Annotated in this window: 22 protein-coding genes and 1 pseudogene; 15 read left to right on the top strand and 8 right to left on the bottom strand. The window is 56.8% G+C overall.

From position 1 onward, the window contains the following. Positions 1-237: 237 nt before the first annotated feature. From malZ to L3069_RS04750, 3 genes are all read left to right on the top strand, one after another. Positions 238-2,055: a maltodextrin glucosidase gene (malZ, locus tag L3069_RS04740; protein WP_038415470.1), complete on the top strand. Its 1,818-nt coding sequence runs from the start codon at positions 238-240 to the stop codon at positions 2,053-2,055. A gap of 90 nt (positions 2,056-2,145) precedes the next feature. Continuing rightward, positions 2,146-4,755 carry a DUF2339 domain-containing protein gene (locus L3069_RS04745; RefSeq protein ID WP_038415471.1) on the top strand — a complete coding sequence of 870 codons (2,610 nt, stop codon included), beginning with the start codon at positions 2,146-2,148 and terminating at the stop codon, positions 4,753-4,755. Next, on the top strand, positions 4,752-6,131 hold the full coding sequence (locus tag L3069_RS04750) for a DUF3999 domain-containing protein (RefSeq protein ID WP_038415473.1): 1,380 nt from the start codon (positions 4,752-4,754) through the stop codon (positions 6,129-6,131). Before L3069_RS04745 ends, L3069_RS04750 begins: the two co-directional genes overlap by 4 nt. A 50-nt stretch (positions 6,132-6,181) precedes the next feature. On the opposite strand, the gene L3069_RS04755 is transcribed toward L3069_RS04750, so the two are convergent. Beyond that, the gene (locus tag L3069_RS04755) at positions 6,182-6,784 is read right to left on the bottom strand and encodes a peroxiredoxin C (protein ID WP_003859113.1); all 603 of its coding nucleotides are present in this window, start codon (positions 6,782-6,784) and stop codon (positions 6,182-6,184) included. 127 nt (positions 6,785-6,911) lie between these two features. Next, a complete protein-coding gene (acpH, locus tag L3069_RS04760; protein ID WP_038415474.1) occupies positions 6,912-7,493 on the bottom strand; it encodes an ACP phosphodiesterase in 582 nt (193 codons plus the stop codon). Between the two features lie 92 nt (positions 7,494-7,585). Here acpH and queA point away from each other — a divergent pair, with 92 nt between their 5' ends. The 6 genes and pseudogenes from queA to L3069_RS04790 form a co-directional block, all read left to right on the top strand. Beyond that, the gene (queA, locus tag L3069_RS04765) at positions 7,586-8,656 is read left to right on the top strand and encodes a tRNA preQ1(34) S-adenosylmethionine ribosyltransferase-isomerase QueA (RefSeq protein WP_022647221.1); all 1,071 of its coding nucleotides are present in this window, start codon (positions 7,586-7,588) and stop codon (positions 8,654-8,656) included. A 53-nt stretch (positions 8,657-8,709) separates the two neighbouring features. Then, positions 8,710-9,837, top strand: coding sequence for a tRNA guanosine(34) transglycosylase Tgt (gene tgt, locus L3069_RS04770; RefSeq protein ID WP_003859110.1), 1,128 nt, complete (start codon positions 8,710-8,712; stop codon positions 9,835-9,837). A 22-nt stretch (positions 9,838-9,859) separates the two neighbouring features. Beyond that, positions 9,860-10,192 carry a preprotein translocase subunit YajC gene (gene yajC / locus L3069_RS04775; RefSeq protein WP_003859109.1) on the top strand — a complete coding sequence of 111 codons (333 nt, stop codon included), beginning with the start codon at positions 9,860-9,862 and terminating at the stop codon, positions 10,190-10,192. A gap of 27 nt (positions 10,193-10,219) precedes the next feature. After that, positions 10,220-12,067, top strand: coding sequence for a protein translocase subunit SecD (gene secD / locus L3069_RS04780; RefSeq protein WP_032621613.1), 1,848 nt, complete (start codon positions 10,220-10,222; stop codon positions 12,065-12,067). Between the two features lie 10 nt (positions 12,068-12,077). Next, positions 12,078-13,049, top strand: coding sequence for a protein translocase subunit SecF (secF, locus tag L3069_RS04785; RefSeq protein WP_003859105.1), 972 nt, complete (start codon positions 12,078-12,080; stop codon positions 13,047-13,049). A gap of 71 nt (positions 13,050-13,120) precedes the next feature. Then, positions 13,121-13,231, top strand: a pseudogene (locus L3069_RS04790) (DNA-binding transcriptional regulator); the annotation flags it as partial. A gap of 88 nt (positions 13,232-13,319) precedes the next feature. Here L3069_RS04790 and L3069_RS04795 read toward each other — a convergent pair. Continuing rightward, on the bottom strand, positions 13,320-14,204 hold the full coding sequence (locus L3069_RS04795) for a nucleoside-specific channel-forming protein Tsx (protein ID WP_032621817.1): 885 nt from the start codon (positions 14,202-14,204) through the stop codon (positions 13,320-13,322). Positions 14,205-14,472: 268 nt separating this feature from the next. Beyond that, complete coding sequence (locus L3069_RS04800) at positions 14,473-15,012, bottom strand: DUF3251 domain-containing protein (RefSeq protein ID WP_003859100.1); 540 nt, start codon at positions 15,010-15,012, stop codon at positions 14,473-14,475. 152 nt (positions 15,013-15,164) lie between these two features. On the opposite strand from L3069_RS04800, the gene nrdR reads away from it, so the two are divergent. The 5 genes from nrdR to thiL all read left to right on the top strand — a co-directional run bounded on the left by nrdR (position 15,165) and on the right by thiL (position 18,770). Further along, positions 15,165-15,614 (top strand): transcriptional regulator NrdR, encoded by a 450-nt coding sequence (nrdR, locus tag L3069_RS04805; protein ID WP_003859099.1) that lies wholly within the window; start codon positions 15,165-15,167, stop codon positions 15,612-15,614. A gap of 4 nt (positions 15,615-15,618) precedes the next feature. After that, positions 15,619-16,722, top strand: coding sequence for a bifunctional diaminohydroxyphosphoribosylaminopyrimidine deaminase/5-amino-6-(5-phosphoribosylamino)uracil reductase RibD (gene ribD / locus L3069_RS04810; protein WP_038415478.1), 1,104 nt, complete (start codon positions 15,619-15,621; stop codon positions 16,720-16,722). Between the two features lie 87 nt (positions 16,723-16,809). Then, positions 16,810-17,280, top strand: a complete 471-nt coding sequence (gene ribE / locus L3069_RS04815) for a 6,7-dimethyl-8-ribityllumazine synthase (protein ID WP_003859098.1) — start codon at positions 16,810-16,812, stop codon at positions 17,278-17,280. A 21-nt stretch (positions 17,281-17,301) separates the two neighbouring features. Further along, the gene (nusB, locus tag L3069_RS04820; RefSeq protein WP_006809908.1) at positions 17,302-17,721 is read left to right on the top strand and encodes a transcription antitermination factor NusB; all 420 of its coding nucleotides are present in this window, start codon (positions 17,302-17,304) and stop codon (positions 17,719-17,721) included. A gap of 77 nt (positions 17,722-17,798) precedes the next feature. Continuing rightward, positions 17,799-18,770, top strand: coding sequence for a thiamine-phosphate kinase (gene thiL, locus L3069_RS04825; protein WP_038415481.1), 972 nt, complete (start codon positions 17,799-17,801; stop codon positions 18,768-18,770). Between the two features lie 69 nt (positions 18,771-18,839). Here thiL and L3069_RS04830 read toward each other — a convergent pair whose 3' ends face one another. From L3069_RS04830 to xseB, 4 genes are all read right to left on the bottom strand, one after another. Beyond that, positions 18,840-19,814, bottom strand: a complete 975-nt coding sequence (locus tag L3069_RS04830) for an aldo/keto reductase (RefSeq protein WP_038415483.1) — start codon at positions 19,812-19,814, stop codon at positions 18,840-18,842. 62 nt (positions 19,815-19,876) lie between these two features. Then, on the bottom strand, positions 19,877-21,739 hold the full coding sequence (gene dxs / locus L3069_RS04835) for a 1-deoxy-D-xylulose-5-phosphate synthase (protein ID WP_022647228.1): 1,863 nt from the start codon (positions 21,737-21,739) through the stop codon (positions 19,877-19,879). A gap of 24 nt (positions 21,740-21,763) precedes the next feature. Beyond that, a complete protein-coding gene (ispA, locus tag L3069_RS04840; RefSeq protein ID WP_038415485.1) occupies positions 21,764-22,663 on the bottom strand; it encodes a (2E,6E)-farnesyl diphosphate synthase in 900 nt (299 codons plus the stop codon). Continuing rightward, positions 22,664-22,906, bottom strand: a complete 243-nt coding sequence (xseB, locus tag L3069_RS04845) for an exodeoxyribonuclease VII small subunit (protein ID WP_003859094.1) — start codon at positions 22,904-22,906, stop codon at positions 22,664-22,666. Between the two features lie 178 nt (positions 22,907-23,084). Here xseB and thiI point away from each other — a divergent pair, with 178 nt between their 5' ends. Then, a complete protein-coding gene (gene thiI, locus L3069_RS04850) occupies positions 23,085-24,533 on the top strand; it encodes a tRNA uracil 4-sulfurtransferase ThiI (RefSeq protein ID WP_022647230.1) in 1,449 nt (482 codons plus the stop codon). Positions 24,534-24,539: the final 6 nt, after the last annotated feature.

Consider the following 24,539-nt stretch of genomic DNA (forward strand, 5'->3'; position numbering starts at 1 on the left):
ACAGCCGGACCAGGGCATCGCTGACAGCCCTCAGTCATTTAGAAAGCAACTTTATTGCTTCTGCATAAAAAAATTACTGGGGATCCCTCAGCCCACAGGGAGAGGGTTAGGGTGAGGGCATCAGGCCGCACTGATGCCTCCTCCCCCGTCCTCCTCCCCCAATAAATCCCATCATGGTGAGCTATCCTTACCAACCCTGTGGCAAGGTGACGTCAATTTCATCAAAGGGGATTCGTGATGTTAAACGCCTGGCACCTTCCGGTTGCCCCATTTGTTAAGCAAAACAAAGACAACCTTGTGATTACGCTCTGGCTGGCAGGGGAAAATCAGCCTGAACGTGTGACCCTGCGCGCCGAAGTGGATAACGAAGAGACATCGCTGAAAATGCACAAGGTGCGCAGCCAGCCTCAGCCGGGTATTACGGCGTGGCGGGCGAATATCGATTTGCGCAGCGGACAGCCGCGTCGCCGCTACGGCTTCAAGCTGCTGTGGAACAACCGCCAGCTGTGGTTTACCCCGCAGGGCTTCAGCCGTTTCCCTCCGGCCAGGCTGGAGCAGTTTGCCGTGGATCACCCGGATAACGGCCCGCAGTGGGTTAACGATCAGGTATTTTACCAGATTTTCCCGGACCGCTTTGCGCGCAGTGAAAAGCGCACCGCCGACCAGGACAAGGTTTATTACCATCATGCGGTCGGTCACGACATCATTCTGAAAAAATGGGACGAGCCGCTGACCGCCCAGGCGGGGGGATCGACCTTTTACGGCGGCGATCTCGACGGTATCAGCGAAAAACTGCCATACCTGAAAAAGCTCGGCGTGACGGCGCTGTACCTGAACCCGGTGTTTAAAGCGCCAAGCGTTCACAAATACGATACTCAGGACTACCGCCACGTTGACGAGCAGTTTGGCGGTGACGAGGCGCTGCTGCGACTGCGCCACAACACGCAAAAAGAAGGTATGCGCCTGATCCTTGATGGCGTGTTCAATCACAGCGGTGATTCTCATGCGTGGTTCGACCGTCACAATCAGTCGATGGGCGGCGCATGCCATAATCCGGATTCCCCCCAGCGTGACTGGTACAGTTTTGACGAGAATGGCCGCGCCCTGGACTGGCTGGGCTACCCGAGCCTGCCGAAGCTCGATTTCCAGTCGTCAACGCTTGTGAATGAAATCTACGGCGGCGAAGACAGCATCGTGCGTCACTGGCTGAAAGCGCCGTGGAATATGGACGGCTGGCGGCTGGACGTGGTGCATATGCTGGGTGAAGCAGGCGGGGCGCGGAATAACCTTCAGCATGTCGCCGCCATTACCCGGTCGGCAAAAGCGGCCCGGTCGGAAGCATTCGTCTTCGGGGAGCACTTTGGCGACGCGCGTCAGTGGTTGCAGGCAGATGCAGAAGACGCGTCGATGAATTATCGCGGCTTCACCTTCCCGCTGTGGGGCTTCCTCGCTAACACCGATATCTCTTACGATCCGCAGCATATTGACGCCGAAACCTGCATGGCGTGGATGGAGAACTATCGCGCTGGCCTGTCTCATCAGCAGCAGCTTCGGATGTTTAACCAGCTCGACAGCCACGATACCGCGCGCTTTAAATCGCTGCTGGGTAAAGATGTGGCGCGTCTGCCGCTGGCGGTGACCTGGCTTTTCACCTGGCCGGGCGTGCCGTGCATCTATTACGGAGATGAAGTGGGGCTGGACGGTAACAACGATCCGTTCTGCCGCAAAACCTTCCCATGGGAGCCTGAAAAGCAGGATCAGGATCTGTTCAGCCTGTACCAGCGTATGGCGACACTACGCAAGCAGAGCCAGGCCCTGCGCTACGGGGGCTGTCAGGTGATGTACGCCCACGATAACGTGGTGGTGTTTGTCCGCGTCTACAACCAGCAGCGCGTGCTGGTGGCGATCAACCGGGGCGAGGCGTGTGAAGTGGTGCTGGAAGATTCACCGCTGCTGGCCGGTAAAACGTGGAAGAGCAAAGAGGGGAAAGCGACGTTACAGGAGAGCGTGCTCACGCTGCCGGCGATCTCCGCTACGGTCTGGTTCGGCAGCTAAGCGCAGGCAGCATGGTTTTCACCTTTTAGATGGCGCAAATGCAACTATTTGTGTCAATCTTAACGGATCTTTTACGGTGAAGGTGGAAACATGGACGAGCTTTACATCCTTGGCTGTTTGTTCCTGGTTTTTGCGCTGGTCGTGGCCCCCGTGCTTGCGGTGATAGGCTTTAATCGAAGCACGGCGGCGCGGCAGGAGATCGCCCGGCTTCGCCAGCGCATTGAGGCGCTTGAGCAGCACGGTGTAGCTGAGAAAGCGCCGGAGCCGGTGCAGACCGCCGCGCCAGTGGAGACACCAGCGCCGGTGCCAGAGGCCGTTAACGCACCTGTCGATCCCTGGCGTCCCGAACCGCCCGTCACTGAAGCAGAACCTGCGCCTGTCCCGGCGGCAAAACGGCCTTCCGCCTTTGGCGGCATCCTGTCCTCGCTGACGCGCTGGTTTATGCAGGGCAATCCGCTGGCAAAACTGGGGATTGTACTGCTCTTCCTCGGCCTCTCTTTCCTGCTGCGCTATACCGTTGAACATTCACTGTTTCCGCTTGAGCTGCGTCTTGCCGCCACGGCGCTGTTTGCCATGGTTCTGCTGGCCGTTGGATGGCGGCTGCGGCACAGGCAGCGGATCTACGCGCTGATCCTCCAGGGCGGGGCGACCGGCGTGCTTTACCTGACCGTCTTTGGCGCATTCCGGCTGTGGCAGATGCTGCCGATGACGCTGGCGTTTGCGCTGCTGGTGGTGATTTGCGCGGCGAGCGTCGGGCTGGCCGTGCTGCAAAAGGCGCTGAGCCTTGCCATGCTGGCGAGCCTGGGCGGATATCTTGCGCCGCTGCTCCTGTCTACCGGGGGCGGTAGCTTTGTGGCGCTGTTCTCCTTCTATCTTCTGCTCTCCATCGGCATTCTCGTCATCAGCATCTGGCAGCACTGGCGCGAGCTCAACCTGCTCGGGCTGCTCTTCACGTTTGGCGTTGGCGGAGTGTGGGGGCTGAGCGACTACCAGCCTGAAAACTATGTTATCTGTCAGCTGTTCCTGATTGCCAATACGCTTATTTTTGGCGTGTTTAGCGTAGCGCTGTCGCTGCGGGCGCAGGAAAAAGGCAAACAGATTATTGACGGCGTACTGCTGTTTGCCCCGCCGCTGATTGGTTTTGGGATGCAGTACGGCATGACGTCGCACTGGACGTACGGCCCGGCGCTCAGCGCGCTGGGCTATGGTGCGTTTTATCTCTCCCTGGCGTTTCTCGCACTGCGACGCTATCCGTCTGTCGGGCGGCCACTGATTATGGCGGCGCTGGCGATCGGCGGCGGGTTTGCCACGCTTGCCATTCCGCTGGCGCTTTCAGCGCGCTGGACGGCGATGGCCTGGGCGCTGGAAGGGCTGGGTATTCTCTGGCTGGGCGTGCAACAGCAGCAGCGGCGCATGAGCTATAGCGGGACGGCGCTGCTGGTGCTGGCGCTCGGCAGCGCGATATGGGCGCAGATGGACGGCGTCACCTCCCTGAGCCTGCTGCTTATTTTCGCAGTGCTCAGTCTTTGCTGGCTGGCTGCGGCCTGGCTGTGGCAGAAAATCGTGCTGTCGGGCAGTTGGGCGCTGCTGGTCGGTGGGCTGCTGTTCTGGTTAGTGGCGCAACTGGGTGCGTCGCAACTGATCCTCAAGACAGAATTATCGGTTCTTGCGGGCGTGCTGGCGCTGACGGCGGTGTCGGCCTGGGGATGGCGGCAGGCTGCCGCTCGTATGGCATGGCGGGAGCTGGATGCCAGCAAATGGCTGCTGTGGCCGGTGATGCTGCTGATGGTGCTTTATCAGGTCTGGCAACAGCAGATCCTGGCAGCCGGCTGGGCAAATCTGGCCTGGGCTATTGCGCTGCCTGCCGCCCTGATGATGCTGCGGCGCGACGAAGATAAACTTCTTCCGCGCATCGCAATGGGGCTGCATCTGTCGCTGTTGTGGATGATTTTACTCGCCATGGCCGCCGAGCTTTACTGGTTTGCCCGCTCCCTGCCATGGGGCATGGCGGCCTGGGGAAGCGGCATTGCGATGGCTGTCGGCGGTGGGGTGATTATGGCACTCTCCGCGGCCGTACGGCGTCGCGGGTGGCCGTTCCGGGTATGGCCTGCGCTCTACGCCTGCCTTGCCGTGATCCCTGTGGTTGTGGCGCTGGTGGTATTGCTGGTCGTGACTAATTTCCAGGACGGGGTAGTCTATCGACAGACCTGGCTGCCGCTGGTGAACCCGCTTGAGGAAGGGGCGGCGTTCGCGCTGCTGGGGCTGGTGGTGTTTTATCGGGCAGTGGATCGCCACTATCCGGCATCGCTTGCTCAGTCCCGACCGTGGCCCGCCGTTGTGCTGATGGCGCTTGGCTTCTGGTGGCTAAACGGCGCGCTGCTGCGCGCGCTGGCGTGGTACGGCGAGGTGGCCTGGAATATGGAGTCGCTGTGGCATTCGCGGCTTATCCAGACCACCTTTGCCCTGTTCTGGATGTTCTGCGCGCTGGTGGTCATGATCCGCGCCACCCGTCAGGCCTCCCGTCAGCAGTGGCTTGCCGGTGCGGTGCTGCTGGGGGTGGTCATGCTCAAACTGATGCTGGTGGACAGCGCGGGCGGTGGCGGCCTGGCGCGTGCTGTCGCGTTTATTGGCGTGGCGATCCTGGTCCTGATTGTGGGCTATTTCTCGCCGCTACCGCCTAAAGCAGGAGAAGAAAAATGAAATGGATGAATGCGGTTGTTTGTGCGGCACTGCTAGCCGTGGCCGGTCCGGCATTCAGCGAGGGCGCGCCGGTGGAATCCCCGCGGGATTATGCCTATGGCCTGTCCCTTGATACCTCTGCCTCTTCGCCGTGGTATCGGGTCATGCTGCCGCTGGCGGTTTATCAGCAGAGCACATCGCCCGATCTGCGCGACGTGCGCGTGTTTAATCAGTCGGGCGAGCCGGTACCGTTCAGCCTGGTTACCACGACGCGTCCGCAGCCGGCACCGACCACCACGGCGCTGCGCCTCTTTGCGCTTAACGCCTCGCCGGGTGGGGAAGAGGGTAGCGGTGATAAAATTATGTTACGTGCCAGAAACGGCGTGGAGATTGTGCTGGAAGGGCAACACGCGGCGGCTGCCGGACAGCACTATCTGCTGACCCTGCCGGAAAACGCGACGCAGGTTCCGCTCTCTCAGCTCCAGCTTTTCTGGGACACGCCGCAGGGCTCGTGGCAGGGGACGGCATCGGTCTATTACAGCGAGGATCTAAAAAACTGGTATACCCTGCGCGAAGAGATGCCCCTGCTGGACGTGATGAGTGGACAGGATCGCCTGAAGCTCGACCGCATCGATACCGATCTGGTGTTATCTCCTGAGGCGAATCGCTATCTGCTGCTGGTGCTGAACACGGGGCGTTCAGCCCTGACGTTAACCGGCGTCAACGCGATTAACGCTCCTGCGCAGCCGGAATCAGAGCACATTAGCCTGGCGGGAGAGGGGGAGCGGCTATCCGATAGCGAAGCCGTGTGGCGCTGGACGCATCCGCAGCCTCTGAGTGCGATCGCCTTCATGCTGAATGGCGACGGCGTTCTCCCGGCAGAAATAGCCTGGCGGGGAGCGGACAAGGATCGGTGGCATACGCTGAAAAAAGAGGTGATCTACCAGCTCGGCGGCAAAACGTCTGAACCTGTTCCGCTCCCGGGCGGGCTGGTCGAGGCGGTAAAAATCAAGACCTACAATGCGCGTTTGCCAGAGAACCTGCCGGGCGTGATCGGGCAACGCGTGCGCTATGATCTGGTGTTCAACGCGCAGGGGAAGGGGCCGTATCTGCTTGCATGGGGGAACAGGGCTGCGAAACCGGCAAGCGTGGAGACGGATATGCTGATCCCGACCGAACTGCGTAAAACCTACGCTCTGGCAGCCCTGCCGATGGCGGATACGCTGGAACCTGTCCCGCTGGGCGGCGAGGCGCGTTTAACCGCGACGTCTGCGGCTGAGCAGGAAAGCAGAATGAAAACGCTGATGGTCTGGGGCGTACTGATCGTCGGGGTGATGGTGCTTGCGGGTATGGCATGGCGCATCTGGCGCGAGGTAAAAAAAGACGGCGCAGCATAAGCCATAAAAAAACCCGCGTAGTCGCGGGTTTTTTTCGTAAACCGTGCCGATTACAGGCTGGATACGTTCTCAGACAGGTATTTAGCTACGCCGTCTGGGGAAGCCGCCATACCTTCTTTACCTTTTTCCCACTGAGCCGGGCACACTTCACCGTGCTCTTCGTGGAACTGGAGCGCGTCAACCATGCGCAGCATTTCGTCAATGTTACGACCCAGCGGCAGATCGTTCACAACCTGGTGACGAACGATGCCGTTCGCGTCGATCAGGAAAGAACCACGCAGCGCAACGCCAGCGTCCGGATGTTCGATACCGTAGGCCTGCTGGATTTCGCGTTTGATGTCCGCAACCATCGCGTATTTCACCGCACCGATGCCGCCGTTTTCGACAGGGGTGTTACGCCATGCGTTGTGTACAAATTCAGAGTCGAAGGAGACGCCAACCACTTCCACGCCACGCTTCTGGAATTCTTCGTAACGTTTGTCGAACGCGATCAGCTCAGACGGGCAAACGAAAGTGAAGTCCATTGGCCAGAAGAACAGAACGGTCGCTTTACCGTTGGTGTGCTGTTTGAAGTTGAAGTTTTCAACGATTTCACCGTTGCCCAGAACGGCGGCAGCTGTAAAATCCGGAGCCGGACGAGTTACCAGAACCATATGATTCTCCTGTAGATACTAAGGTTATTTGGAACGCAACGCGGGCCAGTATAGAGGCAGCGCGGGAATAAGACAAAGAGGTGGTAACAATCGTTCCACCAGCTTTTACCTATCAATCGAACCGGCATCACAGTTCTTTATTTTTCGCCTGCGCCATCATGCGCGGGTAGAACTGCCAGAAGCGCGTTTCCAGCGCGTCATAATGTTCGTCCAGGTCGTGCCAGGAGTCGCGCAGCGCGTCCAGACGCGGTCGACGGCTGGCCATGCCGTTGAGCACGTTCTGAATGAAATCCATCTCGCGGTAACGCTCCAGCCAGCGTTCAGACCACAGATAGTTATTCAGATTCACAAAGCGCGGTGGGGAGTCCGGCAAAATGATCGACACCTGCGCGTGGGCGTAGCGCACAAACTCAGGCAGCGACATATCAGGCGACAGCAGGGACCAGTGGCGCGACAGGAAATGATCCCACATGACGTCGAGCGTGATCGGCGCCACGCGTCGCGTTTCGGGGCGGAACCAGGCTTTGGCTTCCGTCACTTCCGGCAGGTTATCGGTCAGCACGTCGATGCGGCGGTGCATAAAAATCCCGTCGATAACCTCAGGGGAATAATCTTCCGCGGGGTTGCCGCGTACGAAATCGGCCAGCAAATTGCCGGAGAGGGAGCTGTCCGCGAGGTGAGCGAGATGCAGGTGAGCGAGAAAATTCATGCGTTTTATTTGTCCGGTGGCGGCTAGTTGTTGCAGCAAATGGGTGTGAGCACTAGACTATGCCGCCTGTTTTTAAGTCACGAGTATACGTCATGCGCGTCGCCGATTTCTCCTTTGAACTACCTGAATCCCTGATTGCTCACTACCCCATGCCTGAGCGTAGCAGCTGTCGCTTGCTGTCACTGGACGGGCCAACGGGCGCGCTGACGCACGGTACTTTCACCGATCTACTCGACAAGCTCAACCCTGGCGATCTGCTGGTCTTTAACAATACCCGCGTGATCCCAGCGCGTCTGTTTGGCCGTAAAGCCAGCGGCGGCAAGATTGAGGTGCTGGTCGAACGTATGCTCGATGATAAACGTATTCTGGCACATATTCGCGCATCCAAAGCGCCGAAGCCGGGCGCTGAACTGCTGCTGGGTGATGACGAGAGCATCAAAGCGACCATGACCGCGCGTCACGACGCGCTGTTCGAGGTGGAGTTCAACGACGAGCGCACAGTGCTTGATATCCTCAACGCCATCGGCCACATGCCGCTGCCGCCGTACATTGAACGCCCGGATGAAGAAGCCGACCGCGAGCTGTATCAGACCGTCTACAGCCAGAAGCCTGGCGCAGTGGCGGCGCCAACGGCGGGCCTGCACTTTGATGAACCGCTGCTGGAAAAGTTGCGCGCCAAGGGTATTGAGATGGCCTTCGTGACGCTGCACGTCGGCGCGGGGACGTTCCAGCCGGTGCGCGTGGACAGCATCGAAGACCACATCATGCACTCTGAGTATGCCGAAGTGCCGCAGGAGGTTGTGGATGCGGTGCTGGCGGCGAAAGCGCGCGGTAGCCGCGTCGTGGCCGTCGGTACAACGTCGGTACGTTCCCTTGAGAGCGCTGCGCAGGCCGCGAAAAAAGAGCTGATTGAGCCCTTCTTTGGCGATACGCAGATCTTTATCTACCCGGGCTATCAGTACAAAGTCATTGATGCGCTGGTGACCAACTTCCATCTGCCTGAATCGACGCTGATTATGCTGGTCTCCGCGTTTGCGGGGTATCAGCATACGATGAACGCCTACAAGTCTGCGGTAGAACAAAAATATCGCTTTTTTAGCTACGGTGACGCGATGTTTATCACGTACAATCCGCAGGCTTTGAATGAGCGTGTCGGGGAATAAGTCCGCGGCACCGTGTTACAACGTTGGACTGTTTTTCTGACGTCGGAGAAAAAATGAAATTTGAACTCGATACCACCGATGGCCGCGCGCGTCGCGGTCGCCTGGTGTTTGATCGCGGCGTGGTAGAAACCCCCGCGTTTATGCCTGTGGGCACGTACGGCACCGTAAAAGGAATGACGCCGGAAGAAGTTGAAGCCACTGGCGCACAGATTATTCTCGGCAACACCTTCCACCTGTGGCTGCGTCCAGGCCAGGAGATCATGAAGCTCCACGGCGATCTGCACGACTTCATGCAGTGGAAAGGCCCCATCCTCACCGACTCCGGCGGTTTCCAGGTCTTCAGCCTGGGCGATATCCGTAAGATCACCGAGCAGGGCGTACACTTCCGTAACCCGATCAACGGCGATCCAATCTTCCTCGATCCGGAAAAGTCTATGGAGATTCAGTACGATCTCGGCTCCGATATCGTGATGATCTTCGACGAATGTACGCCATACCCGGCGGACTGGGACTATGCCAAACGTTCCATGGAGATGTCCCTGCGTTGGGCGAAGCGTAGCCGCGACCGTTTTGACTCCCTGCAAAACAAAAATGCGCTGTTCGGCATTATCCAGGGCAGCGTTTACGAAGATTTACGCGATATCTCGGTTAAAGGTCTGGTAGAGATAGGCTTTGATGGCTACGCTGTCGGCGGTTTGGCTGTGGGTGAGCCGAAGGAAGATATGCACCGTATTCTGGAGCATGTCTGCCCGCAAATCCCGGCGGATAAACCACGATACCTGATGGGTGTGGGTAAACCAGAAGATCTGGTGGAAGGCGTACGTCGCGGCATTGATATGTTCGACTGCGTTATGCCAACCCGAAACGCACGTAACGGTCATCTGTTCGTTACCGATGGCGTGGTGAAAATCCGTAACGCGAAGCATAAGAGTGACACCAGCCCGCTCGATTCCGAGTGCGATTGCTATACCTGTCGCAATTATTCTCGCGCGTATCTGCATCATCTCGATCGTTGCAACGAGATTTTGGGGGCGCGTCTCAATACCATTCATAATCTTCGTTATTATCAGCGCTTAATGGCTGGTTTACGTAAGGCTATCGAAGAGGGTAAATTAGAGAGCTTCGTGACCGATTTCTACCAACGTCAGGGGCGGGATGTTCCACCGTTGAACGTTGATTAATTTTAATAATGAGGGAATTTGAATGAGCTTTTTTATTTCTGATGCGGTAGCAGCAACGGGTGCACCAGCGCAGGGCAGCCCGATGTCTCTGATTTTGATGCTGGTTGTGTTCGGTCTGATCTTCTACTTCATGATCCTGCGTCCACAGCAGAAGCGTACTAAAGAGCACAAAAACCTGATGAACTCCATCGCGAAGGGCGATGAAGTCCTGACCAATGGTGGCCTGGTGGGTCGCGTAACCAAAGTAGCGGAAAACGGCTACATTGCTATCGCCCTGAACGACACCACTGAAGTGGTTATCAAACGTGACTTCGTAGCTGCCGTTCTGCCGAAAGGCACCATGAAGGCGCTGTAATCCCAACTTTTCCCAAAGGGAACTGCCGTGTTAAACCGTTATCCTTTGTGGAAGTACATCATGCTGGTCGTCGTGATTATCGTCGGCCTGCTGTACGCGCTTCCCAACCTGTATGGTGAGGATCCGGCCGTTCAAATCACTGGCGCGCGCGGTGTCGCCGCCAGTGAGCAAACGCTGATCCAGGTCCAGAAAACGTTACAAGAAGAAAAAATTACCGCTAAGTCTGTGGCACTGGAAGAGGGCGCAATTCTTGCTCGCTTCGACACCACCGACACGCAGCTCCGCGCACGTGAAGCGCTGATGGGCGTGCTGGGTGATAAATATGTCGTGGCGCTTAACCTTGCTCCTGCAACCCCACGCTGGCTGGCTGCGCTGAACGCAGAGCCAATGAAACTGGGTCTTGACCTGCGTGGCGGCGTTCACTTCCTGATGGAAGTGGATATGGATACCGCGCTCGGCAAGCTACAGGAACAGAATATCGACAGCCTGCGCAGCGATCTGCGCGATAAAGGCATTCCGTACACCACCGTACGTAAAGAAGATAACTACGGCATGAGCATCACGTTCCGCGACAGCGCGGCACGCGATCAGGCTGTGACCTATCTGTCTCAGCGTCACCGCGATCTGGTGATCACCTCTCAGGGCAGCAACCAGCTGCGTGCGGTAATGACCGACGCGCGTCTGAGTGAAGCACGTGAGTACGCCGTTCAGCAGAACATTAACATTCTGCGTAACCGTGTAAACCAGCTGGGCGTGGCTGAGCCACTGGTACAGCGTCAGGGTGCTGACCGTATCGTGGTCGAACTGCCAGGTATCCAGGATACCGCCCGTGCGAAAGAGATTCTGGGCGCGACGGCGACTCTGGAGTTCCGTCTGGTTAACGCCAACGTTGACCAGGCTGCTGCGGCTTCAGGCCGTGTGCCGGGCGATTCCGAAGTGAAACAGACCCGCGAAGGCCAGCCGGTTGTGCTGTACAAACGCGTGATCCTGACCGGTGACCATATCACCGACTCCACTTCAAGCCAGGATGAGTACAACCAGCCGCAGGTTAACATCTCGCTGGACAGCGCAGGTGGCAACATCATGTCTAACTTCACCAAGGACAACATCGGCAAGCCGATGGCGACCCTGTTCGTGGAGTACAAAGACAGCGGTAAGAAAGATGCCAATGGCCGTGCCGTGCTGGTGAAAGAGGAAGAGGTGATTAACATCGCCAACATCCAGTCTCGTCTGGGTAACAGCTTCCGTATTACCGGTATCAGCAACCCGAACGAAGCGCGTCAGCTCTCTCTGCTGCTGCGTGCCGGTGCGCTGATTGCGCCAATTCAGATTGTTGAAGAGCGTACCATCGGTCCAACCCTGGGTATGCAGAACATCAAGCAGGGTCTGGAAGCGTGTCTGGCCGGTCTGGCGGTGTCCATCATCTTCATGATCTTCTTCTATAAGAAGTTCGGCCTGATTGCGACCTCCGCGCTGATTGCCAACCTGGTGCTGATCATCGGTATCATGTCCCTGCTGCCGGGGGCGACGCTAACCATGCCGGGTATCGCGGGTATCGTTCTAACCCTTGCGGTGGCGGTCGACGCCAACGTACTGATAAACGAACGTATCAAAGAAGAGCTGAGCAACGGTCGTTCTGTACAGCAGGCGATTGAAGAAGGCTACAAAGGGGCGTTCAGCTCCATCTTCGATGCGAACGTAACAACACTGATTAAGGTTCTTATCCTGTATGCAGTGGGTACTGGCGCGATCAAAGGCTTTGCGATTACTACCGGTATCGGTGTCGCAACGTCGATGTTTACCGCTATTGTCGGCACCCGTGCCATCGTGAACCTGCTGTACGGCGGCAAGCGCGTCAAAAAGCTGTCTATCTGAGGAGTGCGTTGTGGCACAGGAATATACTGTTGAACAATTGAACCACGGCCGTAAAGTCTGGGACTTTATGCGCTGGGACTACTGGGCCTTCGGCATTTCAGGTTTTCTGCTGATCTTGTCCATCGTCATTATGGGCGTGAAAGGCTTTAACTGGGGTCTGGATTTCACCGGTGGTACGGTGATCGAAATTACCCTGGAAAAACCGGTCGATATGGACCAGATGCGTGAGTCTCTGCAAAAAGCGGGCTTTGAAGAGCCGTTGCTACAGAACTTCGGCAGCAGCCGCGACATCATGGTGCGTATGCCGCCGGTACACGATGCCAACGGCAGCCAGGAGCTGGGCAGCAAGGTCGTTCAGGTTATTAACGAAACGACCAGCCAGGATGCAACGGTTAAGCGTATTGAGTTTGTCGGCCCGAGCGTTGGTGCTGACCTGGCACAGACCGGTGCGATGGCGCTGCTGGTGGCGCTGATCTCGATTCTGATTTACGTCGGTTTCCGCTTTGAGTGGCGACTGGCGGCAGGCGTGGTTATCGCTCTGGCGCACGACGTGGTGATCACCATGGGCATACTGTCTCTCTTCCACATTGAGATTGACCTGACGATTGTGGCATCCCTGATGTCCGTTATCGGTTACTCACTGAACGACAGTATCGTGGTATCTGACCGTATTCGTGAAAACTTCCGTAAGATCCGTCGCGGCACGCCGTACGAAATCTTTAACGTGTCGTTGACCCAGACGCTGCACCGTACGTTGATCACCTCCGGCACCACCCTGATGGTGATCCTGATGCTGTTCCTGTTCGGTGGCCCGGTGCTGGAAGGCTTCTCGCTGACCATGCTGATCGGTGTGTCTATCGGTACGGCCTCGTCTATCTACGTCGCGTCCGCGCTGGCGCTGAAGCTGGGCATGAAGCGCGAACATCTGATCCAGCAGAAAGTCGAGAAAGAAGGGGCGGATCAGCCGTCCATTCTGCCGTAAGAGTCTTATGCGGTATCGAAATCCCGGCCTGCTGGCCGGGATTTTTTTTTGTCTACTCCTGACAGTATGCATACCGCTGCTTCCGGCTCGACAGGTGCCTCAATATTGTGCAGACGGAGAGACGCTTTAGCGAAAGTGCGGACAGAGCTCTGGCAGATTTTTTGCGGAAGGTGAAGCAGTAAAAAGCCGGGTGGCGGCTACGCCTTACCCGGCCTACATTCGGATCGTAGGCCCGGCAAGCGCAGCGCCACCGGGCGAAGTCCGCACAGGTTAGAAGTTGTAACCCACGACCAGGTAACCACCCCAACCGGTAGAGCGAACGCTGAAGTCGCCGTTGCCGAAGTTCAGGCTGGCGTCGTCGTTCCACTGGCCACCGTTGTGCCAGTAACGCGCAACAACAGAGTAGTGCCAGTGATCGTAGTTCAGCGCCAGGATGTGGCTGGAGGCGATGGAGTTACTGGTACGAGCATGCTTCCCGTTGTTGTCATAGAAGTTATCGTCGCCCAGGTCTGAACCCCAGTCAAAGTTGGTGAAGCCGATATAGCTCAGGTTACCGCCCCACAGCTGAGTGATTGGCACAAAGTATTTCACTTTGAAACGGTAGCCATCCCACTCGTTCTCATTTGATGCGCCATAGTTCTGCCACTGGTATTTCGCATACACGTTCAGTGACAGGCTCATTGGCAGGCCGGTTTCGATGTCAGTACCCAGACCCATATACCAGGTGCTCTGTTCCTGAGAATCGTTGCGACCCATGTCATAGATGTAGTTGTTCGCGAAGTACCACTCTTTGAACGGACCAAACGCCAGGCTGGTGCCGGTCAGTTTGTCGATAGAGAAACGCGGTTCGATTTCCATGAACAGCGGGGAGCCATTGTTCCAGATACCTTTCGCATCGGAGTTACCGCCGAAGAATACCGGCAGATCGACGTAGCCGTAGAAATCAAACCAGTCTTTCTTGGCAAACGCTTCGTATTCCAGGTAGGTATCGTTGCGGATCTGCGGCCCGAAACGGGTGTGGTAGCTGCCTACCACGTTAACGCTCTGGTGCCACCAGTCGGAGAGATATTGTGGTTTGTCGTTTTCCGCTGCGTTAACAGTGAAAGAGGAGGACAGTGCCAGCACGGCGCCAGCTGCGAGTAATGTTTTTTTCATAATCATGCCACTGATTGAAATTCCCTTCCGGGAGTGAAAAATGCGCGAATTGCGTTTCTAAATATTTCGTGTTTCTGCGGAGCCTATTATAGGAATCCTTGCTCACAAAAATATGTGTTGTTTCACATATCTCTCACATACGTAATCGATTGCGTTCACGTTTGCGTACTTTAAACGGCCGGGATTGTAGCGGCAATCATTTATGTTGCCAATCCATACGAAATGTAAATGTTAGCGGAGTGACATTTCACTCCGCTAGAAGGGCGGGTTATTGCGCGGCAGGTTGAATGTCGTGAATGCGGATAAAACCCAACTGTTCTGGCGTCAGTCCGCTCAGCTGGAGCGGGATATCAACATCGCTCGGTGCCAGCGTGCTGGCGGGGGCGGTGAAGAGCTGATTCTTCACGTTCACTTCCTGATAGCTCTCCGTGGTGCCCTGAATCTGGCCCCACTCTACGGTGCCGCTGAAGGCGGGAAGCGGATCGTTGGATTCACCCTGAATGCGTAATGTTGCGCGCGTACCATCGGCATTCGCTGCAACATTCACCAGAGACATCTTTAGCGTGCCAATTTGGCTGTTCAGACGCGCGGGCGTGTTTGCGCCCGGCAATAAATAAACGCCATTGCTGGATTTGGCATTCAGCGCGTTCTGCTGGGTGATCTTCACGGTTTCTTTATTAAGTTTGTCCATCGCCACATTGAGCGTATTCACGCTTTGTTTCATCTCGCGAACTTCACTTTGCTGTGCGCAGGCGCTGAGCGTGAACAGGCTCCCAACCAGCACTATTTTCAGGTAACGTCTTGTCATTGCGTTTAATTCCTTGAAATCACACATTGCTGCAATGGTAGACAGGATAGTGGCGTCAGGCATAGATCCTTTGTCTCAAAAAGCTCTTCCTTTGTTGTCGGGCCAGTTCAGGGTAAAATAGAAATCAGTTAACCAGATAACAGGGACATCGTATGCATTGCCCATTTTGCTCCGCTGTGGATACCAAAGTCATCGACTCACGTCTTGTAGGCGAAGGGTCTTCCGTGCGTCGTCGTCGGCAGTGTCTGGTGTGCAACGAGCGTTTTACCACCTTCGAGGTGGCAGAGCTGGTAATGCCGCGCGTGGTAAAAAGTAACGATGTGCGCGAACCGTTCAATGAAGAAAAACTGCGTAGCGGGATGCTCAAGGCGCTGGAAAAACGGCCCGTCAGCTCCGATGACGTCGAAATGGCGTTAAATCATATTAAATCTTATCTGCGGGGGCTAGGTGAGCGCGAAGTGCCGAGCAAAATGATCGGTAACCTGGTGATGGAACAGCTGAAAAAGCTCGATAAAGTCGCCTATATTCGCTTCGCCTCCGTTTACCGCAGCTTCGAAGACATTAAAGAGTTTGGCGAAGAGATCGCCCGCTTACAGGATTAAGCCTATGCAGGACGAGATGTACATGGCGAGAGCCATGAAGCTGGCGCAGCGCGGTCGGTTTACCACTCACCCTAACCCTAATGTCGGGTGCGTCATTGTTAAAGATGGCGAGATCGTGGGGGAAGGTTTTCACTACCGCGCAGGCGAGCCGCACGCTGAAGTGCATGCCCTGCGCATGGCGGGGGAGAGGGCGCGTGGCGCGACGGCCTACATGACGCTGGAGCCATGCAGTCATCACGGGCGCACGCCTCCGTGCTGCGAAGCACTGATTGCGGCGGGAGTCTCGCGCGTTGTCGCCGCCATGCAGGATCCTAACCCGCAGGTGGCGGGCCGCGGGCTGTATCGTCTGCAACAGGAAGGGATCGACGTCAGTCACGGCCTGATGATGCAGGATGCCGAAGCCATCAACAAAGGCTTCCTGAAGCGTATGCGCACCGGTTTCCCGTTTATCCAGCTTAAGCTTGGCGCGTCACTGGATGGCCGCACGGCGATGGCGAACGGCGAGAGCCAGTGGATCACCTCGCCACAGGCAAGGCGCGATGTGCAACGTCTGCGCGCACAAAGCCATGCTATTCTCACCAGCAGTGAAACGGTGCTGGCTGACGATCCGGTCCTGACCGTGCGCTGGGATGAGCTGAATGCCGATACCCAGGCACTCTATCCGCAGGAGAACCTGCGTCAGCCGCTGCGCATTATTATTGATAGCCAGAACCGCGTGACGCCGGAACACCGCATCGTGCAGCAGCCGGGGGAAACCTGGATTGCCCGCACCAAAGAAGATACGCGCGAATGGCCGCAAGGCGTGCGCAGCATTATGGTACCGGAGCACAACGGGCATCTCGATCTGGTGGTGCTGATGATGCTGCTCGGCAAACAGCAGGTCAACAGCATCTGGGTCGAAGCCGGTCCGACGCTCGCCGGCGCGCTGCTCCAGGCAGGGCTGGTGGATGAGCTTCTGGTCTACGTTGCGCCTAAACTGTTAGGTAACGACGCGCGCGGCCTGTTTGTGCTGCCCGGCCTTGAAAAACTGGCCGATGCGCCGCAACTCTCATTCAGCGAGATTCGTCCGGTAGGCCCGGATGTCTGCCTCCATTTAACGACAGCGTAATTGCTCCTGAAATAGGGAAGCAGTGCGCAAAGTATTATGATAAAATCCGCCCCCCTGCGGGGCCAAATGAACCCGTAAAGGAAGAGTATGAACATTATTGAAGCTGCTGTAGCTACCCCGGACGCTCGCGTCGCCATCACCATTGCGCGTTTCAACAACTTCATCAACGACAGCCTGCTGGAAGGTGCGGTTGACGCCCTGAAACGTATCGGCCAGGTTAAAGATGACAACATTACCGTCGTTTGGGTACCAGGTGCTTACGAACTGCCACTGGCAGCGGGCGCGCTGGCGAAAACCGGTAAATACGACGCGGTGATTGCACTGGGTACTGTTATTCGTGGCGGCACTGCGCACTTCGAATACGTTGCGGGCGGTGCAAGCAATGGTCTGGCGCACGTTGCACAGGATGCTGAAATTCCTGTCGCGTTCGGCGTACTGACTACCGAAAGTATTGAACAAGCCATCGAACGTGCTGGCACCAAAGCCGGTAACAAAGGTGCAGAAGCTGCACTGACCGCGCTTGAAATGATCAATGTATTGAAAGCCATCAAGGCCTGATTTTTTTGTAAGGGGAATTCCGTGAAACCTGCTGCTCGTCGCCGCGCCCGTGAATGTGCCGTCCAGGCACTTTACTCCTGGCAGTTGTCCCAGAACGACATCGCTGATGTTGAATACCAGTTCCTGTCAGAACAGGACGTGAAAGACGTTGACGTTCTGTACTTCCGTGAACTGCTGTCGGGAGTGGCGACTAATAGCGCGTATCTCGATGGTCTGATGAAGCCATACCTGTCCCGTCTGCTCGAAGAGCTGGGCCAGGTCGAAAAAGCAGTGTTGCGTATCGCGCTGTTTGAGCTGTCTAAACGTGATGATGTGCCGTACAAAGTAGCCATCAACGAAGCGATCGAACTGGCAAAAACCTTCGGCGCTGAAGACAGCCACAAGTTTGTAAACGGCGTGCTGGATAAAGCCGCACCTGCGATCCGTCCCCACAAAAAGTGATCCGCAAACCGGAGTCTTGCATTGCCTTTTTGGCAGTGCGGCTCCGGTTTTTTCTTTTATTTGCTGAGGCATAACGTATGGCATGCGGCGAATTCTCCCTGATTGCCCGTTATTTCGACCGTGTCAGAACCTCTCGTCTTGATGTTGAAACCGGCATTGGCGATGACTGTGCACTTCTCAATATTCCCGAAAAACAGACGCTGGCAATCAGCACCGACACCTTAGTATGTGGGCGTCACTTCCTGCCCGATATCGATCCTGCCGACCTGGCGTATAAGGCGCTGGCGGTAAACGTTAGCGATCTGGCGGCAATGGGCGCCGACCCGGCCTGGCTGACGCTGGCTCTGACCCTGCCGGAGGTGGATGAAGCCTGGCTTGAAGCCTTCAGCGATGCCCTGTTTGAACAGCTGAATTATTACGATATGCAGCTGATTGGCGGTGATACCACCGCCGGGCCGCTGTCGATGACCCTGGCGATCCACGGCTATGTGCCAGCGGGGCGCGCGCTGAAGCGTTCGGGCGCAAAACCGGGCGACTGGATCTACGTGACCGGTACGCCGGGGGATAGCGCGGCCGGGCTGGCGATCCTTCAGAACCGTTTAGCAGTTGAAGATGCTGACGATGCTGCGTACCTGGTGAAGCGCCACCTGCGGCCCACACCGCGTATTTTGCACGGTCAGGCGCTGCGCGAGCGGGCCAGTTCTGCTATCGATCTCTCTGACGGGCTGATCTCCGATCTCGGCCATATCCTGAAGGCCAGTGGCGTGGGCGCACGGATCGATCTGGATCTGTTCCCACTGTCAGAGCCGTTGCGTCGCCATGCCGATCCTGAACAGGCGCTGCGCTGGGCACTATCCGGTGGGGAAGATTATGAGCTGTGCTTTACCGTTCCCGAGCTGAATCGCGGGACGCTGGATGTGGCGTTAGCGCATCTGGGGGCGAAATTTACCTGCATCGGGCAGGTGATGCCGGAAAGTGAAGGGCTGCTGTTTGTCCGCGGCGGCGCCCCGGTTACGCTTGACTGGAAAGGGTACGATCACTTCGCGTAATTTTGTGCGCTCTGTATTGCCGGGTGGCGCTGCGCTTACCCGGCCTACGGATTTTGTTCCCTGAATTGTTTATTTAAACCCTACCACCGGATGTTGCTGATACGGCGTCTCCAGCTCGGCAATCTGCTCCGGCGTCAACGATAAGTCCACCGCACTCAACAACTCGTCCAGCTGTTCTTCCCGCGATGTGCCCACAATCGGCGCGGCGACACCGCGCTTGCTCAGCAGCCACGCCAGCGCTACCTGTGCGCGCGTTGCACCGATATCGTCGGCGATCCCGGCTAATCGTTCGGCAATTAACGCATCGCTGGCTTCTGTATCGTCATACAGATTTTTACCTACTTCATCCGATACCAGCCGGGCGGTAGTTTCACCCCACGGACGGGTTAACCTTCCGCGCGCCAGCGGGCTCCACGGGATCACCGCCACGCCTTCCTGGTAGCAGAGCGGCAGCATCTCGCGTTCTTCTTCCCGGTAGATCAGGTTGTAGTGATCCTGCATAGTGACAAAGCGCGCCCAGCCGTTCTGCGCCTGGAGATCGAGCGTCTGAGCAAACTGTGAGGCATGCATGGACGATGCGCCGATGTAGCGCGCTTTACCGGCTTTCACGACGTCGTTCAACGCTTCAAGCGTCTCTTCGATCGGCGTGTTGTAATCCCAGCGGTGAATTTGCAGCAGGTCGACGTAATCCATGTTCAGGCGTCTGAGGCTGTCATCAATGGAGCGCAGGATCTGCGTGCGAGAAAGGCCTTCCGCCAGATCGCCTGACGGGTAATACACTTTGGTGGCGACCACAATCTCATCCCGACGGGCAAAATCTCGCAGGGCGCGGCCCACAATCTCTTCGCTGCTGCCGTCGGAGTAGCTGTTGGCGGTATCGAAGAAGTTGATGCCGCCGTCAATGGCGCGCTTAATGATAGGGCGGCTGCTCTCTTCAGGCAGCGTCCAGGCGTGATTTCCCCGGTCAGGCTCGCCAAACGTCATGCAGCCCAGGCAAAGCCGGGACACCTTGAGGTCTGTTTTTCCTAATGTCGTGTATTGCATGGTTCCGCTCCTGCTGTTTAAACAATACGTTTAAGCATAGCAGGAGCAGAAAAGGGGAGGGATCAGGCCAGCCAGGTGCGGATTTTAGCTTCGATACCGACGGCGTCCAGGCCAATGTCGGCTCGCGCCTCGTCCTGAGTGCCTTGCGGGATGAAGTGGTCCGGCAGGCCGAGATTAAGCACCGGAACGACTTTACGGTTCGCCATCAGCACTTCGTTCACGCCGCTACCCGCGCCACCCATGATGGCGTTCTCTTCCAGCGTGACCAGCACCTCATGGCTTTCCGCCATGCTCAGAATCAGAGATTCATCGAGCGGCTTCACAAATCGCATATCGACGAGCGTCGCATTCAGGGTTTCAGCGACTTTTGCCGCTTCCGGCATCAGCGTACCAAAGTTCAGGATCGCCACTTTTTCACCGCGACGTTTCACCAGACCTTTACCGATATCCAGTTTTTCCAGCGGCCGTAATTCAACGCCAAGGGCATTGCCGCGTGGATAACGTACCGCACAGGGACCGTCCTGATAGTGGTAACCGGTATACAGCATCTGACGACACTCGTTTTCGTCGCTTGGCGTCATGATCACCATGTCCGGGATGCAGCGCAGGAAGGAGAGGTCAAATGCGCCCTGGTGCGTCTGGCCGTCAGCCCCCACGATGCCCGCACGGTCGATAGCAAACAGCACCGGCAGCTTCTGGATGGCAACGTCATGGATCACCTGATCGTAGGCGCGTTGCAGGAAGGTAGAGTAAATCGCTACCACCGGCTTGTAGCCGCCAATCGCCAGGCCCGCTGCGAAGGTCACCGCGTGCTGCTCGGCAATGGCGACGTCGAAATACTGGTCCGGGTATTTTTTGGAAAACTCGACCATGCCGGAGCCTTCACGCATGGCAGGCGTCACCGCCATCAGCGTGTTGTCTTTCGCCGCCGTTTCGCACAGCCAGTCGCCAAAGATTTTTGAGTAGCTCGGCATTCCGCCGCTGCTTTTCGGCAGACAACCGCTGGTATGGTCGAACTTGGGCACCGCGTGGAAGGTGATCGGATCTTTTTCCGCCGGTTCGTAACCACGCCCTTTTTTGGTCATGATATGCAGGAACTGCGGGCCTTTCAGGTCGCGCATGTTTTTAAGCGTCGTCACCAGACCTAACACATCGTGGCCGTCCACCGGGCCAATATAGTTAAAGCCCAGCTCTTCAAACAGCGTACCCGGCACGACCATGCCTTTGATATGTTCTTCGGTACGCTTAAGCAGCTCTTTGATCGGCGGTACGCCGGAGAAGACTTTTTTCCCGCCTTCGCGCAGTGACGAGTAAAGCTTACCGGACAGCAGCTGCGCCAGATGGTTATTCAGCGCGCCGACGTTCTCGGAGATCGACATTTCGTTATCGTTGAGGATCACCAGCATGTCCGGTTTGATATCGCCCGCGTGGTTCATGGCCTCAAAAGCCATCCCGGCGGTGATCGCCCCGTCACCAATCACGCAGACGGTACGGCGTTGTTTATTCTCTTTTTCAGCGGCAACGGCAATACCAATGCCCGCAGAAATGGAGGTGGAAGAGTGGCCGACGCTTAACACGTCAAACTCGCTCTCGCCGCGCCACGGGAACGGATGCAGGCCGCCTTTCTGGCGAATGGTGCCAATCTTATCGCGACGTCCGGTCAGAATTTTGTGCGGATAGGCCTGGTGGCCAACATCCCAGATCAGCTGATCGAACGGCGTGTTATAGACGTAATGCAACGCCACGGTCAGCTCAACCGTGCCAAGTCCGGAGGCGAAGTGGCCGCTGGAGCGGCTAACGCTGTCGAGCAGGTAGCGACGCAGCTCGTCACACAGCTTCGGCAGACTCTCTTTCGGCAACAGACGTAACTCCTGAGTGGAGTCAACTAACGCCAGTGTCGGGTATTTGGCAATATCAAAACTCATCAAAGGCTCATCGAGATATATAGTTTATTTATTACGCTGGATTATGTAGTCCGCTAGCGCTTCCAGTGCCGAGGTATCCAGCGATTGCGCGGCCAGCTCATTCAGTGACCGGCGGGCATCGTCTATCAGATCCCGGGCTTTACGTTGGGCATGCTCAAGGCCCAACAGGGCGGGGTAGGTACTTTTGCCAAGCTGCTGATCCGCACCCTGGCGTTTTCCCAATGTTGCAGTATCGCCCACCACATCCAGAATGTCATCCTGAACCTGGAATGCCAGACCGATACTTTCTGCGTATCTGTCCAGAACCGGCAGGGCTTTACGCCCGCGTTCACCCGCGCTCAACGCGCCCAGACGAACGGCTGCCCGAATCAGGGCGCCCGTTTTGTGACGGTGGATGCGCTCCAGCTGTTCCAGAGTTACCTGACGACCTTCAGCCTCTAAATCCAGCGCCTGGCCGCCGCACATCCCGGCGACGCCGCTGGCCATTGCCAGTTCGGACACCATTGCCAGACGATCGCGATCGCTCACTTCAACCATCGGCGCATCGCTCAGAATAGAGAACGCCAGGGTTTGCAGCGCATCACCCGCCAGAATGGCATTCGCTTCGCCGAACTTAATGTGGCAGGTCGGCTGACCGCGACGCAGATCGTCATCGTCCATGGCCGGCAAATCATCGTGGATCAGCGAATAGGCGTGGATACACTCCACAGCGGCTGCCGGGGCGTCCAGCGTGTTATCGCTGATACCGAACATATTGCCCGTGGCATACACCAGGAACGGACGCAGGCGTTTACCCCCCAAGAGTGCGCCATAGTGCATGGCTTCAACCAGAGGAGTGTTCTGAAAAGGCTGCGGCTCAATGAAACGGCGCAGCGCGTCGTTGGCGCGGATGACGCGCGCCTGAAGCGCGTTGGAGAAATCCATTTACTCGGCGTCCGGTGTGAATGGCGTGGTTTTAGCGTCTTCGCTGTCGGAAAGCAGGATCTGCACACGCTGCTCGGCCTGCTGGAGTTTTACCTGCCCCTGGCGCGCGAGCTGCACGCCGCGTTCAAATTCGTTGAGCGCGTCTTCCAGCGGGAGATCGCCGCTCTCAAGACGGGTAACGATCTGCTCCAGTTCACTCAGCGCAGTTTCGAAACTGGCCGGTGCGTCGTTTTTCTTCGGCATAGTGAATTGACTCTTAAATTTTTCGCCCTGACATGGTAACGGACTCGGGGCAATTATCAAATAACGCGAGTGGCGCGATGGTGGTATACTTGCGCGCCTGGATGCAGCCACGGGTGTGGGCTGCTGTATCATTTTCCACTACAAGCCTTTATAAGCTTGCCTAAGAAACATTGCCGCCATGAAGTTTATCATTAAATTGTTCCCTGAAATCACCATCAAAAGCCAATCCGTGCGTTTGCGCTTTATTAAAATTCTCACCGGGAACATTCGTAACGTATTAAAACACTACGACGAAACGCTCGCCGTGGTGCGTCACTGGGACCACGTTGAAGTCCGCGCGAAAGACGAAAACAAACGTCTTGATATTCGTGACGCGCTGACCCGTATCCCGGGTATTCACCATATTCTGGAAGTGGAAGACGTTCCCTTCACCGATATGCACGATATCTTCGAAAAGGCGCTGGTACAGTACCGCGATCAGATCGAAGGGAAAACGTTCTGCGTACGCGTGAAGCGCCGTGGTAAGCATGAGTTTAGCTCCATTGACGTTGAGCGCTATGTCGGCGGCGGTCTGAACCAGCACGTTGAGACGGCGCGCGTGCGCCTGACTAATCCGGACGTTACCGTTAATCTTGAGATCGAAAACGATCGCCTGCTGCTGGTTAAGGGCCGTTATGAAGGTATTGGCGGCTTCCCGATCGGCACGCAAGAAGATGTGCTGTCGCTGATCTCCGGCGGGTTCGACTCCGGCGTTTCCAGCTATATGCTGATGCGTCGCGGCTGCCGCGTGCACTACTGCTTCTTTAATCTGGGCGGCGCGGCGCACGAAATCGGCGTACGTCAGGTGGCGCATTACCTGTGGAACCGTTTCGGCAGCTCTCACCGCGTGCGTTTCGTGGCGATCAACTTTGAGCCAGTGGTTGGCGAAATTCTTGAGAAAGTGGATGACGGCCAGATGGGCGTGGTCCTGAAACGTATGATGGTGCGTGCGGCGTCCAAAGTGGCTGAGCGCTACGGCGTGCAAGCGCTGGTCACCGGTGAAGCACTGGGGCAGGTCTCCAGCCAGACGCTGACCAACCTGCGCCTTATCGACAACGTGTCTGATACGCTGATCCTGCGTCCGCTGATCTCTCACGATAAAGAGCACATCATCGATCTGGCGCGTAAAATCGGTACTGAAGATTTTGCCCGCACCATGCCGGAATATTGCGGCGTGATCTCAAAAAGTCCAACCATTAAAGCGGTGAAGGCGAAGATCGAAGCGGAAGAAGAGAACTTCGATTTCAGCATCCTGGAAAAAGTGGTGGCGGAAGCGTCCAACATCGATATCCGTGAGATCGCCCAGCAGACCGAGCAGGACGTGGTTGAGGTGGAGACGGTCAGCGGCTTCGGTGCTAACGATACGATTCTGGATATACGTTCTGTTGATGAGCAGGATGACAAGCCGTTGCAGGTGGAAGGCGTGGAGGTGGTTTCGCTGCCGTTCTACAAGCTGAGCACCCAGTTTGGCGATCTCGACCAGAGCAAAACGTATCTGCTGTGGTGCGAACGTGGGGTCATGAGCCGTTTACAGGCGCTGTACCTGCGTGAGCAGGGCTTCGCGAACGTGAAGGTGTATCGCCCGTAGCCTATT

The organism is Enterobacter cloacae complex sp. ECL411 (genome assembly GCF_021869665.1).
In the GTDB taxonomy this organism is placed as follows: domain Bacteria; phylum Pseudomonadota; class Gammaproteobacteria; order Enterobacterales; family Enterobacteriaceae; genus Enterobacter; species Enterobacter intestinihominis.

Excerpts from the sequence above, each read along its gene's own strand:
- acpH (WP_038415474.1), bottom strand. The coding sequence starts at position 7,493 with ATGAATTTTCTCGCTCACCTGCATCTCGCTCACCTCGCGGACAGCTCC.
- L3069_RS04745 (WP_038415471.1), top strand. The coding sequence starts at position 2,146 with ATGGACGAGCTTTACATCCTTGGCTGTTTGTTCCTGGTTTTTGCGCTG.
- nrdR (WP_003859099.1), top strand. The coding sequence starts at position 15,165 with ATGCATTGCCCATTTTGCTCCGCTGTGGATACCAAAGTCATCGACTCA.
- L3069_RS04800 (WP_003859100.1), bottom strand. The coding sequence starts at position 15,012 with ATGACAAGACGTTACCTGAAAATAGTGCTGGTTGGGAGCCTGTTCACG.
- thiL (WP_038415481.1), top strand. The coding sequence starts at position 17,799 with ATGGCATGCGGCGAATTCTCCCTGATTGCCCGTTATTTCGACCGTGTC.
- tgt (WP_003859110.1), top strand. The coding sequence starts at position 8,710 with ATGAAATTTGAACTCGATACCACCGATGGCCGCGCGCGTCGCGGTCGC.
- L3069_RS04750 (WP_038415473.1), top strand. The coding sequence starts at position 4,752 with ATGAAATGGATGAATGCGGTTGTTTGTGCGGCACTGCTAGCCGTGGCC.
- xseB (WP_003859094.1), bottom strand. The coding sequence starts at position 22,906 with ATGCCGAAGAAAAACGACGCACCGGCCAGTTTCGAAACTGCGCTGAGT.
- thiI (WP_022647230.1), top strand. The coding sequence starts at position 23,085 with ATGAAGTTTATCATTAAATTGTTCCCTGAAATCACCATCAAAAGCCAA.
- ribD (WP_038415478.1), top strand. The coding sequence starts at position 15,619 with ATGCAGGACGAGATGTACATGGCGAGAGCCATGAAGCTGGCGCAGCGC.
- dxs (WP_022647228.1), bottom strand. The coding sequence starts at position 21,739 with ATGAGTTTTGATATTGCCAAATACCCGACACTGGCGTTAGTTGACTCC.
- yajC (WP_003859109.1), top strand. The coding sequence starts at position 9,860 with ATGAGCTTTTTTATTTCTGATGCGGTAGCAGCAACGGGTGCACCAGCG.
- malZ (WP_038415470.1), top strand. The coding sequence starts at position 238 with ATGTTAAACGCCTGGCACCTTCCGGTTGCCCCATTTGTTAAGCAAAAC.
- queA (WP_022647221.1), top strand. The coding sequence starts at position 7,586 with ATGCGCGTCGCCGATTTCTCCTTTGAACTACCTGAATCCCTGATTGCT.
- ispA (WP_038415485.1), bottom strand. The coding sequence starts at position 22,663 with ATGGATTTCTCCAACGCGCTTCAGGCGCGCGTCATCCGCGCCAACGAC.
- L3069_RS04830 (WP_038415483.1), bottom strand. The coding sequence starts at position 19,814 with ATGCAATACACGACATTAGGAAAAACAGACCTCAAGGTGTCCCGGCTT.
- L3069_RS04795 (WP_032621817.1), bottom strand. The coding sequence starts at position 14,204 with ATGAAAAAAACATTACTCGCAGCTGGCGCCGTGCTGGCACTGTCCTCC.
- ribE (WP_003859098.1), top strand. The coding sequence starts at position 16,810 with ATGAACATTATTGAAGCTGCTGTAGCTACCCCGGACGCTCGCGTCGCC.
- L3069_RS04755 (WP_003859113.1), bottom strand. The coding sequence starts at position 6,784 with ATGGTTCTGGTAACTCGTCCGGCTCCGGATTTTACAGCTGCCGCCGTT.